Annotated in this window: 17 protein-coding genes; 7 read left to right on the forward strand and 10 right to left on the reverse strand. The window is 67.5% G+C overall.

What is annotated here, in order from left to right:
* Nucleotides 1–6 precede the first annotated feature (6 nt).
* From ACN5W5_RS18110 to ACN5W5_RS18140, 7 genes are all read right to left on the reverse strand, one after another.
* A complete protein-coding gene (locus ACN5W5_RS18110; protein WP_420049866.1) occupies nucleotides 7–1215 on the reverse strand; it encodes a dihydrolipoamide acetyltransferase family protein in 1209 nt (402 codons plus the stop codon).
* Nucleotides 1212–2216, reverse strand: a complete 1005-nt coding sequence (locus tag ACN5W5_RS18115; RefSeq protein ID WP_420049867.1) for an alpha-ketoacid dehydrogenase subunit beta — start codon at nucleotides 2214–2216, stop codon at nucleotides 1212–1214. The genes ACN5W5_RS18110 and ACN5W5_RS18115 overlap by 4 nt, the downstream gene beginning before the upstream one ends.
* The gene (gene pdhA, locus ACN5W5_RS18120; protein ID WP_420049868.1) at nucleotides 2213–3211 is read right to left on the reverse strand and encodes a pyruvate dehydrogenase (acetyl-transferring) E1 component subunit alpha; all 999 of its coding nucleotides are present in this window, start codon (nucleotides 3209–3211) and stop codon (nucleotides 2213–2215) included. Before pdhA ends, ACN5W5_RS18115 begins: the two co-directional genes overlap by 4 nt.
* Nucleotides 3208–4980 (reverse strand): acetate--CoA ligase, encoded by a 1773-nt coding sequence (acsA, locus tag ACN5W5_RS18125; RefSeq protein WP_420049869.1) that lies wholly within the window; start codon nucleotides 4978–4980, stop codon nucleotides 3208–3210. The genes pdhA and acsA overlap by 4 nt, the downstream gene beginning before the upstream one ends.
* A gap of 193 nt (nucleotides 4981–5173) precedes the next feature.
* Entirely contained in the window at nucleotides 5174–6082 is a 909-nt protein-coding gene (locus ACN5W5_RS18130; protein WP_420049870.1) for a ribose-phosphate diphosphokinase, read from the reverse strand.
* Nucleotides 6082–7653 (reverse strand): thymidine phosphorylase family protein, encoded by a 1572-nt coding sequence (locus tag ACN5W5_RS18135; RefSeq protein ID WP_420049871.1) that lies wholly within the window; start codon nucleotides 7651–7653, stop codon nucleotides 6082–6084. The genes ACN5W5_RS18130 and ACN5W5_RS18135 overlap by 1 nt, the downstream gene beginning before the upstream one ends.
* A gap of 232 nt (nucleotides 7654–7885) precedes the next feature.
* The gene (locus tag ACN5W5_RS18140) at nucleotides 7886–8605 is read right to left on the reverse strand and encodes a GntR family transcriptional regulator (protein ID WP_420049872.1); all 720 of its coding nucleotides are present in this window, start codon (nucleotides 8603–8605) and stop codon (nucleotides 7886–7888) included.
* 79 nt (nucleotides 8606–8684) lie between these two features.
* On the opposite strand from ACN5W5_RS18140, the gene ACN5W5_RS18145 reads away from it, so the two are divergent.
* From ACN5W5_RS18145 to ACN5W5_RS18170, 6 genes are all read left to right on the forward strand, one after another.
* Nucleotides 8685–10070, forward strand: coding sequence for a Rieske 2Fe-2S domain-containing protein (locus tag ACN5W5_RS18145; RefSeq protein WP_420049873.1), 1386 nt, complete (start codon nucleotides 8685–8687; stop codon nucleotides 10068–10070).
* Nucleotides 10067–11545, forward strand: a complete 1479-nt coding sequence (locus ACN5W5_RS18150) for a glutamine synthetase family protein (RefSeq protein ID WP_420049874.1) — start codon at nucleotides 10067–10069, stop codon at nucleotides 11543–11545. Before ACN5W5_RS18145 ends, ACN5W5_RS18150 begins: the two co-directional genes overlap by 4 nt.
* Nucleotides 11546–11550: 5 nt before the next feature.
* Nucleotides 11551–11874 (forward strand): 2Fe-2S iron-sulfur cluster-binding protein, encoded by a 324-nt coding sequence (locus tag ACN5W5_RS18155; RefSeq protein WP_420049875.1) that lies wholly within the window; start codon nucleotides 11551–11553, stop codon nucleotides 11872–11874.
* Nucleotides 11875–11957: 83 nt separating this feature from the next.
* Nucleotides 11958–12653, forward strand: a complete 696-nt coding sequence (locus ACN5W5_RS18160; RefSeq protein WP_420049876.1) for a fumarylacetoacetate hydrolase family protein — start codon at nucleotides 11958–11960, stop codon at nucleotides 12651–12653.
* A 207-nt stretch (nucleotides 12654–12860) separates the two neighbouring features.
* Complete coding sequence (locus ACN5W5_RS18165; RefSeq protein ID WP_420049877.1) at nucleotides 12861–13913, forward strand: TRAP transporter substrate-binding protein; 1053 nt, start codon at nucleotides 12861–12863, stop codon at nucleotides 13911–13913.
* 86 nt (nucleotides 13914–13999) lie between these two features.
* Entirely contained in the window at nucleotides 14000–14554 is a 555-nt protein-coding gene (locus tag ACN5W5_RS18170; protein WP_177133782.1) for an NUDIX hydrolase, read from the forward strand.
* A 30-nt stretch (nucleotides 14555–14584) separates the two neighbouring features.
* Here the strand turns inward: ACN5W5_RS18170 and ACN5W5_RS18175 are convergent, their stop codons facing one another.
* Nucleotides 14585–14800, reverse strand: a complete 216-nt coding sequence (locus tag ACN5W5_RS18175; protein WP_177133780.1) for a DUF3820 family protein — start codon at nucleotides 14798–14800, stop codon at nucleotides 14585–14587.
* Nucleotides 14797–15621 carry an alpha/beta fold hydrolase gene (locus ACN5W5_RS18180; protein ID WP_420049878.1) on the reverse strand — a complete coding sequence of 275 codons (825 nt, stop codon included), beginning with the start codon at nucleotides 15619–15621 and terminating at the stop codon, nucleotides 14797–14799. Before ACN5W5_RS18180 ends, ACN5W5_RS18175 begins: the two co-directional genes overlap by 4 nt.
* An 82-nt stretch (nucleotides 15622–15703) precedes the next feature.
* Here ACN5W5_RS18180 and ACN5W5_RS18185 point away from each other — a divergent pair, with 82 nt between their 5' ends.
* Nucleotides 15704–16309, forward strand: coding sequence for a lysophospholipid acyltransferase family protein (locus ACN5W5_RS18185; RefSeq protein ID WP_420049879.1), 606 nt, complete (start codon nucleotides 15704–15706; stop codon nucleotides 16307–16309).
* A gap of 114 nt (nucleotides 16310–16423) precedes the next feature.
* Here ACN5W5_RS18185 and ACN5W5_RS18190 read toward each other — a convergent pair whose 3' ends face one another.
* Complete coding sequence (locus ACN5W5_RS18190; RefSeq protein WP_420049880.1) at nucleotides 16424–16960, reverse strand: flavin reductase family protein; 537 nt, start codon at nucleotides 16958–16960, stop codon at nucleotides 16424–16426.
* Nucleotides 16961–16968 lie beyond the last annotated feature (8 nt).

Consider the following 16968-nt stretch of genomic DNA (forward strand, 5'->3'; position numbering starts at 1 on the left):
GGTTCCTCACAGCGTTTCGGGCGATTGCAGGTGTTGCTGGATGGCCGCCAGCAGCTGGCCGCCGAGATGGCCATCGCTGGTGCGGTGATCGGCAGCCAGGCTCAGGTTCACCAGCCCGCGGGCGACGATCTGCCCGTCCACCACCCAGGGCCGCTCCACCACCCGGCCAAACCCGATGATGGCGACCTGCGGTGGGTAGATCACGCCCAGCACACTTTCAGCACCGCGGTCGCCCAGGCTGGTCACGGTGACGGTGGGATCGGTCAGTTCCGAACTGCGCAGACCGCCAGCTCGGGCGCGCTGCACCAGATCGCGCATGGCTTCCATCAACTCGGCGGGCGATCGACCATCGGCGCCGTGGATGGCGGGCGCCACCAGGCCGCCACCACGCAGGGCGGTGGCCCATCCGACGTGAATCCCGGCGCCGGGCCGAAAGACACCGCCTTCACAGAATCCGTTGAACTGCGGCACCTCGCGCAGCGCGAGTGCCGTGGCCTTGAGCAGCAACACCGCCGGCAGCAGGCGGTGCACCGGGTCGCGGTCGCGGTTCCATGCCTGCAGCCAGGCTTGTGCCGCACCGAAATCGATCGTGCTGCTCAGGTAGTAGTGCGGGATCTCGCGCTTGGATCGCGCCATGGCCGACGCGATGGCCTGGCGCATCTGCACCGGGTCGAAGCCCCCCCTGGGCGCGGCCGGTGCCGCTGCTGCGGGGGCCGCAACCGACCGGGGCGGCCGCGCAGCACGCTCCACATCGCCCAGCACCACCGCGCCGTCGGCTCCCGTGCCCGCCAGCACATCGGGGTCCAGGCCAACCTGCAGCGCCCGCTGACGGGCTGCAGGACTGACCTTGCGGCGCGGATTGACGGGTGTGGACTGCGCGGCCCGGGAGCCTGCGGAATCGCTCCCCAGCGGCGCGGAGACGGGCTGCGCAACCGCTGAGACCGTGGGCTCCGAGGCCTTGACCGATGCTGCAGGCTTCCCGCCCGCCTCCATCACCCGCGCCAGCACCGCACCCACCGGCAAGCGTTCACCCACCGGCGCCAGATCGCCAATCACACCGTCGAGAAAACACTCCACATCGATCGCGCCTTTGTGCGTTTCCACCACGGCGACCACATCGCCCGGCTTCACGCGGGCACCCGGCTCGACAAGCCACTGCACCACCGTGCCGGTTTCCATGTCAGCACCCAGCGCGGGCATCAGAAAGTCGGTCATGCACCCAGCCCCGATTTCACCAGGCTGCGCACCGTGGCCACGATGTCGGACACCTGCGGCAGGCTGGCCGTCTCCATGTGTTCGGCGTAGGGCACCGGCACCTCGCGGGAGCAGACACGTCGGACCGGCGCGTCGAGTTCGTAGAGCGCGTCTTCGGCCAGCCGGGCAGCGATTTCGGCCGAGATGGACCCGCTCTTCCAGCCCTCGTCCACGATCACGCAGCGGTGCGTGCGAGAGAGTGATTCCATCACGGTGGCGGTGTCCAGCGGGCGCAAGACCCGCAGGTCGATGACCTCGGCCTCGATGCCCTCGCCCGCCAGCTGCTGCGCCGCGGCCAGGCATTTGGGCAGGCTGTTGCCATAGGTCACCAGACTGACGTCCTTGCCCGCACGGCGCACGCGTGCGTGCTCGATGTCGACCGCGGTGACCGCCGGGTCCAGATCGCCCTCGGCGTTGTAGAGCACGATGTGTTCGAAGATCAGCACCGGGTTGGGATCGGCCAGCGCGGCGGCCAGCATGTGGCGTGCGTCTTCCACCGTGCCGGGCACCAGCACCTTGAGTCCGGGAATGTGGGCAAACCAGCCTTCCAGGCTGTGCGAATGCTGCGCCGCCAGCTGCCGCCCGCCACCCGTGGCCATTCGGATCACCAGCGGCACCGCAAACTGCCCACCCGACATGTGCGGGATGGTGGCGGCGTTGTTCATGATCTGGTCCAGCGCGAGCAGGCTGAAGTTGCAGGTCATGATCTCGACGATCGGGCGCAACCCGGCCAGCGCGGCGCCCACACCCGCCCCCACAAAACCCACTTCGGCCAGTGGCGTGTCCACGATGCGCGCGGGACCGAATTCCTCCAGCAGCCCCTTGGTCACGGCGTAGCAGCCGCCGTATTTGCCCACGTCCTCGCCCATCACGAAGCAGCGGGTGTCGGCCCGCAGCGCGTCGCGGATCGCTTGGCGGCAGGCTTCGCGGTAGGTCATCCGGGTCGGTGCGGCGGCGTTCATGTCACGGTCTCCTGCACCACGCGGTCCATCAGCACAAAGTGCTCCAGCTGGTCCAGCGGTTCCAGTGTGCCGGCCTCGGCAAAGGCCACAGCCGCCTGTATCTCGGCGGTCACCGCGGTGTCGATCGCCACCGATTCGTCCGCGGTCAGCAGGTGGTTGTCCTCCATCCATTGGCGCAGCCGCTCAATCGGATCGCGCTGGCGCCAGTCTTCGATCTCACCCCGCGTGCGGTAGGCCTGGGTGTCGAACATCGAATGCGCGCGAAAGCGGTAGGTGCGGCACTCCAGGAAATACGGACCGAGCCCGGCGCGCACATGCTCCACGGCCCGGCGAGCGGCGGCGGCCATCTGGACCGGGTCCATCGCATCGACCTGCGCCGAGGCCATGCGGTAGGCGTCGGCCTTGCGGTACACCTCGGTCTGTGACTCCGAATCGGCCAGCGGAACACCCATGGCGTAGAGGTTGTTTTCACACACGAACAGCACCGGCAGCTTCCAGATGGCCGCCAGGTTCATGCTCTCGTGAAAGGCCCCTTCGGCCACAGCGCCCTCGCCAAAGAAACAGGCCGTCACCGCGCCCGGTCGCAGCTGTTTGTCGGCCATGGCAATGCCCACGGCCAGCGGCAGGCCACCGCCGACGATGGCGTTGCCGCCGAAGAAGCGGTGCTCGCGATCGAACAGGTGCATGGAGCCGCCGCGACCGCGGCAACAGCCTTCAAGCTTGCCCAGCATCTCGGCCATGAGTGACGCCATCGGCACGCCGCGCGCCAGCGCATGGCCGTGCTCGCGGTAGGTGGCCAGCACCGCGTCGCGCGGCTCCAGCGCATCCATCACCCCCACGGCCACAGCCTCCTCGCCGTCGTACAGGTGCAGGAAGCCACGGATCTTCTGTGCCTGGTAGAGCTCGACGCAGCGCGACTCGAAGCGCCGGATGCGCAACATCCCGCGGTACAGGTGGTGGAGATGTGTGCGGTCGAGGTGAATCTTGTCGGTCATGGCGCACCCTTGTTTTCATCGCTCTCCAGCGTGGACAGATCGCCTTCCGGCAAGCCGAGCTCGCGCGCCTTGAGCAGGCGACGCATGATCTTGCCGCTGCGGGTCTTCGGCAGGTTGTCCCGGAACTCGATCTGCTTGGGCGCCACCGCCGCGCCCAGCCGTTTGCGCGCATGGCCCAGCAGCTCTCGGCGCAGGGCCTCGCCGGCCTCGAAGCCAGGCTTGAGCGCCACGAAGGCCTTCACCACCTCGCCCGCCATCGGGTCGGGAATGCCGATCACGCCCGCCTCGGCGACCGCCGGGTGCTCCATCAGCGCGCTCTCGACCTCGAACGGCCCGATCAAATGCCCGGCGGATTTGATGACGTCGTCGGCCCGGCCGACGAACCAGTAGTAGCCGTCGGCGTCGCGGTGCGCCAGGTCGCCGGTGAGGTACCAGCCGTCGGCGAAACACTTGCGGTAGCGCTCGTCCTCGTGCAGGTAGCCGCGCATCATCGATGGCCAGGGCGTCTTGAGCGCCAGCTCGCCGTCCACATCGGGTGCTTCGATGGGCTCCACATGCCCGTCGGCCCCGCGGCGCACCACCGCGGCGGTGATGCCGGGCAAGGGTTTGCCCATGGAACCCGGCTTGATGTCCATGGCCGCGTAGTTCGAGACCATGATGCCGCCGGTTTCGGTCTGCCACCAGTTGTCGTGGAACGGCCGGCCGAACGCCCTGAGGCCCCAGACCACGGCCTCGGGGTTGAGCGGCTCGCCCACGCTGGCCATGAATCGCAGCGCCGAGAGGTCGACACCCTGCAAGGCCTCGGCGCCGAGCTTCATCATCATGCGAATCGCGGTGGGCGCGGTGTACCAGACGGTGATGCGCTCGCGCTCCAGCACGCCGTACCAGGTCTGCGGATCGAACTCCGCTTCCACCACCACGTTGGTCACGCCACACACCAGCGGCGCGATGATGCCGTAGCTGGTGCCGGTGACCCAGCCCGGGTCGGCGGTGCACCAGAACACATCGTCGTCGTGCAGGTCCAGCGCGTAGCGGCCCGTCACCACGTGCGCCAGCACGGCTTCGTGCACGTGCACCGCACCCTTGGGGCGGCCGGTGGTGCCGCTGGTGAAGTGCAGCAGAGCCATGGACTCGGGATCGGTGGGCCCGATGGTGTACGCCGTGGACGCAGGGGACACGATGGCGCCCCAGGGGTGCACGCCGGGTTCGTCCGCCGGGGCCGCTCCGACCACGATCACGTGCTTCAGCCCCGGCAGGCGTTCGCGCACGTCCCGGATTTTTCGCTGATAGAGCTCGGGCGTCGTCACCAGCACGCGCGCTTGGCCCATCTCGGCCCGGGTGACGATGGGTTCGGGACCAAAGGCCGAAAACAGTGGCGTCACCACGCAGCGCGCCTTGAGCGCACCCAACACCGCCACATACAGCTCGGGCAGGCGCCCCATCAGCACAAACACCCGTTCGCCGGGCATCACGCCCAGGTCGTGCAGCGCGTTGGCGAACTGGTTGGTGGCTTCCGCCAGGTCGGCGTAGGTGAATTCCTGGCGTTCACCGCTCTTGCCGATCCAGCGGATCGCGACCTTGTCGCCGCGGCCGTGCAGCAGGTGCCGGTCCACGGCTTCGTAGGCGATGTTCAGGCCAGCGCCGCCGGGCAGGCCGTCCAGCCAGCCGCGTGCGTCATTCCAGCTGAACTGCGCGGCCGTGACCGCGTGGTCCATCAGGTTCGGTGCCGGCCCCCGCACCGCGGCTTGCTTGTGAATGGTCGCGCTCACCGTGGTCTCCTGGATGCACAGCAGCCCGTCGCAAGACGCCAAGACGAAAGACCGTCAGCGAACCGGAAAACCTGCGCTGCCTGTGGTGTGGCGGGAGACTGCGCTCCCATAGGAAACATCTTGTCCCATCGGGAGCACGAGCCGATTGAGCGCAATCAATGTGAGCGAAGACCGCCGCAGCAGCAAGAACCGATCAGTGTGTGCGGTCGGCGAGGCGCTGCAAAGCCTCCGCCACCGCAGGCACGACACTGACCGCGTTGCTGGCGTGGGGTATGCAGTCTGTGCTCCAGATCTGGCCAACGCCGGATTCTCGGATCAGCTGCACCGCGCCATCGGCAAACAGCGCGTGCGTGACCGCCACGTCCACCGAAGCCGCGCCCGCCGCTTTCAGCAAACGCGCGGCCTGCGCAAGGGTATGGCCGGAACTGGCCACGTCGTCCATCAGCACCACGGCACGCCCGGCAACCGGCAGGTCGGGCAACTCGATGTCCACCTGCCGATCGCCATGCCGCAGCTTGCGGCACGCCCCGTGCGCCCAGCCGTGGCGCGCAGCGGCCTGCGCCACCCATTGCAGCGACTCCTCGTCCGGACCGATCAGCAGCACGTCGGGGCGCTGCGTGGCGATGTGGTCGGCCAGCAGCGGCGCACCGCTGAGCACGATGGCATCTTTCACGGGTATGGCCTCTTCCAGCGTCGCCACGCGGTGCAGGTGCGGGTCCACCGTGATCACGGCGTCAAACAGACCGGCCAGGAAGCGGCCGATGACGCGCTGGCTCACCGCTTCGCCGGGGTTGAACGCAATGTCCTGCCGCATGTAGGCCAGGTAAGGCGCCACCAGCGTGAGGTGCAAGGCGCCGAGCTGGTGCGCGGTGCGCGCGACCAGCAGGATCTCGACCAGCTTTTCATTGGGCTGGTGCAGGCCGCGCCAGAACACCACGCGCGGCGGCAGGCTCTCGGGCAGGCGCAGCCGCAGCTCGCCGTCCGGAAAGCGGTGGCGCTCGATGACGGCCAGCGTCAGGCCCACCGCAGCGGCAACCGCCTGGGCGATGGTCTGCTCATCGTCAAAACACAGCAGGCAGCCAGCGGAAAGGTCGGGGTGCATCAGAACTCCACAAACACATGGGGCACCTGGTCGGCGTGCCCGAGGCTGAAACCGTTGAAGCGCAAACAGGCCTGGCGGGCGAATTCGAGGTCGGCCGGGTAGCTGGCGTGCACGTGGTAGAGCGCATCGCCCGCGCGCACTTCGTCACCCAGCTTGGCGCAAAGGTCCACGCCCGCGCCCTGCACCTTGGGCGCACCGGCCAGCCTTGCGATCTGCGCGATCTGGAGGTTGTCGATCCCGGTCACCACGCCGGCCTGCGCCGCGGTCACTTCAAGCGTGAGCGCGCCCAGCGCCGGGTGGTGGTGATCAAAGTCGTGTGAACCCTGGGCCTCGATGATGGCCTGCATCTGCGCCAGCGCGCGACCCGAATCGAGGATGTCGCGCGCGATACCGAAGCCGTCGCCACCGCGCACGTCGGGGCTGCATTCGATCAGGCGCCCGGCCAGGCGCAGCGATTTCTGCCGCAGGTCGTTGGGCGCATCGGGGTGGTTCTCCAGCACCCGCATCACGTCGCGCGCCTCCAGCACCGGGCCCACTCCCTGCCCCACGGGCTGGCGGCCATCGGTGATCACCACGTCCAGCGACAGGTGCAGGCGCTGCGCCACGTACTCGAACAACCGGCGCAGGCGCTGCGCCTCGGGCATGGAGCGCACCTTGGCCGTGGGGCCGATGGGGATGTCGAGCACCAGGTGGGTGGCGCCGGCCGCGATCTTCTTGGACAAGATGGACGCAACCATCTGCCCTGGCGAGTCGAGCGCCAGCGGCCGCTCCACCGAGATCAGCACGTCGTCGGCCGGCGACAGGTTGGCCGTACCGCCCCAGGCCAGACAGCCTTTATGGGTGCGCACGATTTCCGTCAAGCGGTCGAACGGCAGCTCCACCGTCGCCAGCACCTCCATGGTGTCGGCCGTGCCCGCGGGCGAGGTGATGGCGCGCGACGAGGTCTTGGGAAACACCAGCCCGTAGGCCGCCACGATGGGCACCACCAGCATGGACGTGCGGTTACCCGGAATGCCGCCGATGCAGTGTTTGTCCACCACCAGCGACTCGTGCCAGTCGAGCTTGCGGCCGCTGGCCACCATGGCTTCGGTGAGGAAAAACACCTCTTCGCGGTCGAGCTCGCTGCGGTTGCTCGCGACCACGAAAGCGGTGAGCTCGATCTTGGAATAGCGGTGCTGGGCGATATCGCCCACGATGGCGTGGAAATCGGCGCGCGTGAGGCGTTCGCCGTTGATCTTGCGGAACAGCGCTGGGATGGATTCGGCCGGCTCGGCCTGCGACACCGAGGCCGGGTGCCCGTCGGGCACATCCAGCTGGGCGAAAGCATCTTCCGACACGCCGAGCTGGTTGCAGCCGACGATGGATGCGTCGTCCACCACGTTGAGCGTGGCCAGGATGCGCTGGCCGTTGGCGCGCACCTCGACCTTGGACAGGGCCTGAAAACCCTCGGCACGGTAAACCGCGCAATCGCGGTGCAGGTAGGCGACGTTCTCGCGGTAGGTGTCGATGGCCACGCGGCGCAGCATCAGGCTGCCATGGCCGGGGGTCTCTTGTTCGGGTTGGGCACTCATGCCCGGCACGATACACCGCCGAAAGCCCCGTGCGATAGCGCACAGCGCTCCCGCTGCAGTTTTCCACCGCTCCAGAGTGCCACCCCGAGGCATGAAACGGCGCCCAGGAACCAACTTCCCCTCCGGCGCGAAATGTCTTCATCCAGGATGCGGTGGAACCGGCTTCGCCGGGCCACTCGCATCGCCCCCTGGGGGGTGACGGCCCGCAGGGCCGGCGCGGGGGGAGCCGTGTTCAGCCGACCACGAGCCGCATTCCGGGCATGAACCGCTCGGACTCTGCGCGCCGCTCCAGCGCCAGCCGCATGTTCATCTGCGCCACCTCGGTGTGCTCCACGCCGAGCGCCTGCGCGCGCGCGCCCTCGCCCCGGCGCAGCGCGTCGAACAGCATGTGGTGCTGCCGGTGGGCGTAGAGCATCCAGTCGCGGTCCAGCGCCACCGTGCCCTGCATGGGCAACATGGCGGAGGCGGGGGCGAACGGCAGCTTGTCGTTGAGCGCCACGGCGCGCTGCAACGCCCGGTTGCCACAGGCGTCCAGGATCAGCGCGTGGAAGCGGTCGTTCATGGTCGCGTAGGCGGCGTAGCTCTCGATCGTGAGCGGGCTGTCGGCGAGCAGGCGGTCGCCTTCTTCCAGACAGGCCTGCAGATCGCCCTGCAGTTGGCGCGACACGCCGTGCTCGGCCACCAGTCTCGCCGCCATGCCTTCCAGATGACCGCGCACCGCGATCGCGTCGGTGACTTCCCGGGCGGTGAACTGCCGCACCAGGTACTTGCCGGTGTCGTTGGCCTCCACCAGCCCCTCCTGCTCCAGCGTCACCAGCGCGGCGCGCACCGGCGTGCGCGAGGCCCCCAGGCGCTCGGCCAGTTGCTGCTCAGCCAGCCGCTGGCCGGGCGCGAATTCGCCGCTCAGGATCAGGTCGCGCAGTTGCATCAAAACGGTTTCTTGCAGGCTCATGCCGCAAAATGTACACTGAAACCACGAAACGGGATACCGTTTAACCATCACCCGCCGAACAGCCCACAGGAGCCCCCGCATGAAAGCCGAACAGAACCAGCGCATCACCCAGGTCGGGCCGGGCACACCGGGCGGCGAGTTGCTGCGCCGCTACTGGCAACCGGTGGCCCTGCTCGACGAGTTCAACCCCGCGCTTGACCCGGCCATGGCCGTGCGCCCAGTGAAGGCGGTGCGCGTGCTGGGGCAGGACTTTGTGCTGTTCCGGAACGCCCAGGGGGCCTTCGGCCTGCTCGACCGCGACTGCCCGCACCGCGGCGCCGACCTGGCCTTTGGCCGCAACGAGGGCGACGGCCTGCGCTGCCCCTTCCACGGCTGGAAGTTCGACGTGAGCGGCCAGTGCACCGACACCCCGGCCGAACCCGCCGGCAGCACCTTGTGCAGCCGCATCCGGCAGCGCAGTTACCCGCTGGTGGAAAAGGCCGGCGCGCTGTTCGGCTGGTTTGGCCCCGAAGGCAGCACGCCGCCGCCCTTCCCCGCGCTGGACTGTTTTGAAGCGCCGGCCACGCACAGCTTCGTGTTCAAGGGCCTCTGGCACTGCAACTGGCTGCAGGCCTTCGAGGTCGGCATCGACCCGGCGCACGCTTCGTACCTGCACCGCTTCTTCAACGACGCCTCGCTCGAAGGCAGCTACGGCAAACAATTCCGCGGCGCCAGCGTGGGCGAGGTGGGCGGCGAACGCTGGCCCATGACCAAGGTGATGCGCGAGTTCGGCCAGCCACAGATCAGTTTCACGCAGCAGCCCTACGGCCTGCAACTGACCGCCCTGCGCCCGATGACCGACGCGCTCACCCACGTGCGCATCACAAACGCCGTGTTCCCGCAGACCTTCGTGATCCCGCTCTCCGAGACCATGACGATCACGCAGATGCACGTGCCGGTGGACGACACGCACAACTACTGGTTCGCCTTCTTCACCAGTTTCGACAAACCGGTGGACAAGGACACCATGCGCAACCAGCGCCTGGACGCCGTCACCCTGCCCGACTACATCCCCAAATCCGGCCGCCACAACAACTGGGGTTTCAACGCCGAAGAGCAGCAGAACCGCACCTACCTCGGCATGGGCGAGGACGACATCAACGTGCACGACCAGTGGGCCTGCGAGAGCATGGGCGCCATCCAGGACCGCACACGCGAACATCTCGGCACAACAGACAAAGTCATCATGGCGAACCGGCGGATGCTGTTGCAGGCCATGGACACCGTGGAACAAGGCGGCACGCCACCCGGCATCGCCGACCCGGCACAACACGCCCACATCACCGGCCCCGACACGGTGGACGGCATCGCCCCCGCCGAGGGCTGGCCAACCTGGTGGCAAGACGCGGTGCGCGCCAAGCGCCAAGGCGCACCCTGGAAAAACACCGCCGCGCAAGCCACGACCGAAACGGTCAACGCGAAATGACCCATTTCGCCGAACGCTGCGGCCTCCACGACACTGCCCGCGAGGCGGCTTGCCAACACACCGCCCGGCTCATCGAAGCCAGCGGCATCGAGCGCGTGCGCCTGGGCTGGTGCGACACCCACGGCACGCTGCGCGGCAAAACGCTCATGGCCCACGCCGCCATCAAGGCCCTGCGCGACGGCGTCGGCATGGTCGGCACGATGATGCTCAAGGACACGGCCGACCGCACGGCCTGGAAGGTGTTCGAATCCGGTGGCACCAGCGACCTGCCCGGGTTTGCCGGCGCCGCCAACCTCATGTTGCTGCCCGACCCGGCCAGCTTCATCGAACTGCCCTGGAGCCCGGGCACCGGCTGGCTGCGCTGCCAGCCCTGGTTCCAGGACGCCACCGCGGTGGCGCTGGACAGCCGCCGCGTGCTGCAGCAGGCGCTGGCGCGGCTGGCCCAGGCGGGCTATGGCCTGAAGACCGGGCTCGAAGTCGAATTCCACATCTACCGCATCACCGACACCGCGCCGCAACTCGACCCCGAACGCGCCGACTGGCCCGGTCTGCCGCCGAGCGTGGAAATGATCCACCCCGGCTACAACCTGCAGTCCGAAGCCATGATCGACATGGCGGATGAACCACTGGCCATCGTGATGCACACGGCGCAGGCGCTGGGCCTGCCGCTGCAGTCGCTGGAAATCGAACTCGGCCCCAGCCAGGTGGAAGCCGTGTTCGACGCCACCGACGCGCTCACCGCGGCCGACCAGATGGTGCTGTTCCGCAACGGTGTGCGCCAGGCGCTGCGCCGCGCCGGCTACCACGCCACCTTCATGTGCCGCCCGCCGTTTCCCCACATCATGTCCAGCGGCTGGCACCTGCACCAGTCGCTGGTGGACCTGGCCACTGGCCGCAACGTCTGCGTGCGCGAATCGCCCGCACCCGGCAGCGGCCGCGCCGACGCGCGCCACACGCTGTCGGACGCCGGCGCCCACTGGCTCGCCGGCCTGCTGGCCCACGCCAAAGGCATGACCGCGCTGTGCACGCCCACCGTCAACGGCTTCGGCCGCTTCCGCCCGAACGCGCTGGCCCCCCAGAGCGTAATCTGGGGCCAGGACAACCGCGGGGCCATGTTGCGTGTGGTCGGCGGGCCGGGCGACCAAGCCACCCGCATCGAGAACCGCATCGGCGAACCGGCGGCCAACCCCTACCTGTACATGGCGGCGCAGATCCACGCCGGTCTCGACGGACTGGCCCGCGGCCTCGAACCACCACCCGCCTGCGAAACCCCCTACGCCGCCGATCACCCCAAAATTCCCGACACCCTCGGCAACGCATTGCGGTGCCTGCGCGCCGACACCGCGCTCATCGCCGGGCTGGGCGCCGATGTCGTGCACCATTTCTGCCGCATCAAACAACAAGAGATCGACCGCCACGCCGACGCCAAGGACAAGACCGACTTCGACCGCCGCGAATACTTCAGCAGAATCTGAGCCCCATGATCCACATCCGCTTCATCGCCGCCGACCAGTCCGTACAGGACATCCAGGGAAAACCGGGCCAGAGCGTCATGGATGCCGCCGTCGCCGCGAACGTGAGCGGCATCGCAGCCGATTGCGGCGGCACGCTCACCTGCGCCACCTGCCATGTGATCGTCGATGCCCCCTGGGCAGACCGGCTCCCGCCGCCCGGCCATGACGAACAAGGCATGCTCGACTTCACCGCATCGCCGCGCGCAACCGGCAGCCGGCTGAGCTGCCAGATCGTGCTCACACCGGAACTCGACGGCATCGAACTTCGCCTGCCGGCTTCGCAATACTGAGCGGGCTTGAGCAGGTACCGGGTGCCTATACTGGGCACCCGAACCCACGCCACCCGCTGCCAGCCAGCCGCCAGGAACCCACCATGAGCTACGTTTTCACCCCGCCGCCCGTCGTCTCCGTGCCCGTGGTCGGCCGAGCCGAACGCTTCCCGGTCCACCGCATCTACTGCGTGGGCCGCAACTACGAAGAACACGCCAAAGAGATGGGTTTCACCGGCCGCGAGCCGCCGTTCTTCTTCCTCAAACCGGCCGACGCCATCGTGGTCGCCGAAGCCGGCAAGACCGCGGTCATTCCCTATCCCACGCTCACGTCCAACCTGCACCACGAGATCGAGCTCGTGGTCGCCATCGGCCAGGGTGGCCGCGGCATCCGTGCCGAAGACGCAGCGAAGCACATCTTTGGCTACGCGGTCGGCCTGGACATGACGCGGCGCGACCTGCAGACCGAGATGAAAAAGCAGGGCCGCCCCTGGTGCATCGGCAAGGGCTACGACCAGTCCGCACCCATCGGCCCCATCACACCCGCGGCCGAGGCGGGCGACATCGGCAACGCCGCGATCTGGGTGCAGGTCAACGGCAGCGACCGGCAACGCAGCAACGTGAGCAAACTCATCTGGAACATCGCCGAGACCATCGAACACCTGTCCAATGCCTGGGAGTTGCAGCCGGGCGACCTGATCTACACCGGCACCCCCGAAGGCGTGGCCGCGGTGGTCAAGGGCGACACCATGACCGGTGGGGTGGACGGCCTGACCGGCATCAGCGTCAAGGTGGCCTGAAAAAGGCCCCAGGGTCAACCCGCAGGGTTGAACACCTACAATTCAACCATCGTGAACTGATTTCACAAATTTAAATCACGAAAACCCATGCGGACCGTCCGCGCTGCGGGTTTGACCTCTGTCCCGCAGCGCAACAAAACGTTTACCGTCACAGGGTCATCAGCCGTCGGCCACCCCATTTCCCCCTACAACACAGGAGAACATTTCATGATCCAGCGCAGAACCCTGCTCCAGTCCGGCGCGGCCGTGGCCTTCGGCGCCCCGGCGCTCGTCGGCTTTGCCCAGCAGAGCGTCACCCTCAAGTTCCACACCTTCATGTCGCCACAGTCCAATGTGTGGCTCAACATGCACAAGGCCTGGATGGACAAGGTCACCAAGGACTCGGGCGGCCGCATCAAGTTCGAGGCCTACCCGGCCATGCAGCTCGGTGGTTCGCCGGTGCAGCTGTACGACCAGGCCAAGGACGGCGTGGTGGACATCGTCTGGACCCTGCCGGGCAACACGCCCGGCCGCTTCCCGCGCATCGAAGTGTTCGAGCTGCCGTTCATGATGAACAACGCCGAAGCCACTTCCAAGGCCTACTGGGAATACGTGCAGACCGTTGCCCAGGACGAGTTCAAGGATGTGCACCCCATTGCCCTGCAGGTGCACGGGCCCGGCATTTTCCACATGCGCGACAAGCAGATCAAGACCGCCGAAGACCTCAAGGGTTCCAAGGTGCGCGGCCCGACCCGCCAGATCACCAAGATGCTCGGCTACCTCGGCGCCTCACCCGTGGGCATGCCGCTGCCGCAGATTCCGGACGCGCTTTCCAAAGGCGTCATCAACGGCTGCGTGATCCCCTGGGAAGTGGTGCCGGCCGTCAAGGTGCAGGAACTGGCCAAGTTCCACAGCGAGTTCGACCCGGCGGGCGGCGCGCTCTACACCACGACCTTCATCCTGGCCATGAACAAGGCCAAGTACAACGCGCTGCCCGCCGACCTCAAGGCCGTCATCGACAAGAACTCCGGCATGGAAACCTCGGCCTGGCTGGGCAAGGTGCAGCAAGGTGGCGACGCGCCCGGCCGGGAATCGGCCGTCAAGCTGGGCAACAGCATCTACACCATCCCAGCAGCCGAAGCGCAGGAATTCAAGCGCAAGGCGCGCCTGGTCGAAGTGGAATGGATGCAGGACATGGACAAGCGCGGCTTCAACGGCAAGCAACTGCTGGACACCGCCAAGTCGCTGATCGCCAAACACGGCAAGACCGCCAAGGGCTGACCGCCGCCGGCACCGGGTGCCTTGCACCCCTGCCTCGTGAAGGGCTCCGCAAGGGGCCCTTTTTCATTTCCCCTACACTTTGCGACATGCACCGCAGCCCCATCCAACACTGCAGAGAATGCGGCGCCGCCGTCACCTACCGACTCCCCGACGACGGTGACACCAAACCCCGCGCCATCTGCACCGTCTGCCACACCGTCCACTATGAAAACCCGCTCAATGTGGTGGGCACGGTGCCGGTGTGGGGCGAGACGGGTGAATACGTGCTGCTCTGCCTGCGCAACATCGAACCGCGCCGTGGCAAATGGACACTGCCCGCCGGTTTCATGGAGCTGGGCGAAACCACGGCCGAAGGCGCGCTGCGCGAAACCGACGAAGAGGCCGGCGCGCAGATCGAGCTGGGCGAACTCTTCACGCTCATGAACGTGGCGCGCGTGGGCCAGGTGCACCTCTACTACCGCGCCCGCCTGCTCAGCAAGCAATTCAACCCCGGCTTCGAGACCATCGAGGCCCGGCTGTTCACCGAAGACCAGATCCCCTGGGACGAGATCGCGTTCCGCACCGTCCGGGAAACGCTGGAACACTACTTCGCCGACCGCCGGCGCGGGCAGTTCGGCTTCCACGCCTTCGACATCGCCTGAGGGCTGGCATCGCCGGCGATGCAGGGCGGGTCAGGAGCGCCGCCGCAGCGGCGCCAGCAGATCGCTCAGGCCGTTGTGGTCGATCTCGTGCATCAGCTGCAGCAGACGGCCGATGTCCCCCTTCGGAAAGCCCTCGCGCGCAAACCAGTTCAGGTAGTTGCCCGGCAGGTCGGCGATGGGCGTGCCCTTGTGCTTGCCGAAGGGCATCTCGGTTGTGATCAGGCGTTCCAGGTCCTCAGCCTTCACCGCTCAGCGCCTCCGCTGTCCAGCCAGGCCCGCACCGCGGTGTGAAACTGGTCGGGCTTCTGAAACATCAGCCAGTGCCCGGCGTCAAAGCCCTGCACCTGGTTGCCCGGCGTCGTGCCCAGGGCCGCGAGCCAGCGCGGTGAATGGAACATGAAGGGCTTGCGCCGCCCAAAGCAGAACAGCGTGGGGATCTGCGGGCCGAACACCTTGTCCACCCGCGCCACGCCGCGCAAGCCGCCGTACGAACCGAACCACTGCATGGCGTAGGGGTAGTTCATCTGCCAGCCCATGCGCTCCGGCGGCGTGCGGCAACCGATGGTGTGCGCCATGAAGCGCGTCATGCGGTTGGCCAGGCCCGGCAGCCAGCCCCCCAGCTTCCAGGCCACAGCCAGCCAGAGCTGGTAGCCCGCGATCATCAGCTTCTCTTTGGCCTTGAGCGACTTGAGGTAGGCGCCCGAATTGGTGTCACCGATGTCGGTGCCCACCACGCGCACCACGCGCTGCGGGTGGCGTGCCGCGTATTCGTAGCCGAAGAAACAGCCCCAGTCGTGCAGCAGCAGCGTCACCGGCTCGTCCGGGCTCACCGCATCCACCACGGCGCCCACCAGTTCGCACATCTCATTCACCGACACCGGACGCGGCGGCTTCGCGAGGTCGAAGCCCGGCAGCGAGAAGCGCACGCAGCGGTATCCGTCGCTCAGCGCCCGCACCGCGCCGTCCCACAGCGCCAGCGTGTCGGGCCAGCCGTGCAGCATCACCACCGTGGGGCCGTGGCCCTCGATCTGCACCGTCAGTCCCTGCACATCGAGGGTTGGGGTCATGGTTTGATATCCGTCAAATGAAGTGGCGGCGATGGTAGCGCGCGCAAGGGCCAGGCGGTGTCTTGCACGATACTCCCCGGCCATGCACCGAACCATCTTCACCACCCCGGTGGTCAACGCCCTGTTGCGCGGCTTTTCGCTGGCTTTCCTGAAAATGACTGGCTGGACGATCGAAGGCAGCCTGCCGCCGCAGGCGACCCGGAGCGTGTTCATCGCCGCGCCGCACACCAGCAACTGGGACCTGCCCTACACCCTCATGGTCGCTTTCGCCCTGCGCCTGAACCCCTACTGGATGGGCAAGCAGAGCATCTTCAGAGCCCCGTTTGGTGGCCTGATGCGCTGGCTCGGCGGCATCCCGGTGAACCGCGCGCAATCCAGCAACCTGGTGGCTGCCTCGGCCCAGGCCATTGCCGAGGCCGACGGACCGCTGCAACTCATCGTGCCGCCCGAAGGCACACGCAGCAAGACGCGCTACTGGAAGACCGGTTTCTACTACATCGCCCAGACAGCCCGGGTGCCCATCGTCATGGCCTACATGGACTACGCCACCAAGCGCAGCGGCCTGGGCCCGCTGTTCCAGCCCACCGGCGACATCGAGGCCGACATGGCCGCGATCAAGGCGTTCTACGCGCCGTTCAAGGGCAAGAACGCGGCGCAGTTTGAAGCTGAAGCCGAGCCGATCGAGTAAGCCCGCGCGTCAGCCAGTCGCTTCGCCCCAGCGGTCGTGCCGATCGCGCCGCTCCTGCAGGTCGTTCGCCACGTCCAGGCGACGCCGTCCGGGTCGGTGAAAGGTGTGGGCCGCCTATTTCATTTTTGATTTGAGCTGGATCGTCTCGCCCGCCACCATGAAACGCCCGCGCCCGCGGTGGTGCAAGGTGCGCGCGTCCTTGTGCGCCGGGTCCACCCAGGCCTTCACCACCTCCAGCACGAACAGACCGTACTGCGTCACCATGCGCGTGTCCACCACGCGGCACTCCAGACTGGCAAAACACTCCCTGATCAACGGTGCACCCACCACTTTGGCCGGCACCGGTGTGAGCCCGAAGCGCTCGAACTTGTCCACGTTGCGGCCCGATGAATTGCCACACGCCACCACCTGCTCTGCGATCTCCACCGAGGGGATGTTGATCACGCACTCGCGCGACGCCTTGAGCAAGCCATACGAATGGTTGCGCGGGCTGACCACACAGCCCACCAGCGGTGGCTCGAATTCCAGCATCAGGTGCCAGGACTGCACCATCACATCCGTCTGCCCGCCACTCGCCGTGGTCAGCAGCACCACCGGGCCGGGCTCCAGCAGGGTGTAGGCCTTGGCGAGCGGGAACGGTCTTTTGGCCATGTGTGGGC

This window comes from Hydrogenophaga sp. ZJX-1 (assembly GCF_048590325.1).
Classification (GTDB): domain Bacteria; phylum Pseudomonadota; class Gammaproteobacteria; order Burkholderiales; family Burkholderiaceae_C; genus Hydrogenophaga.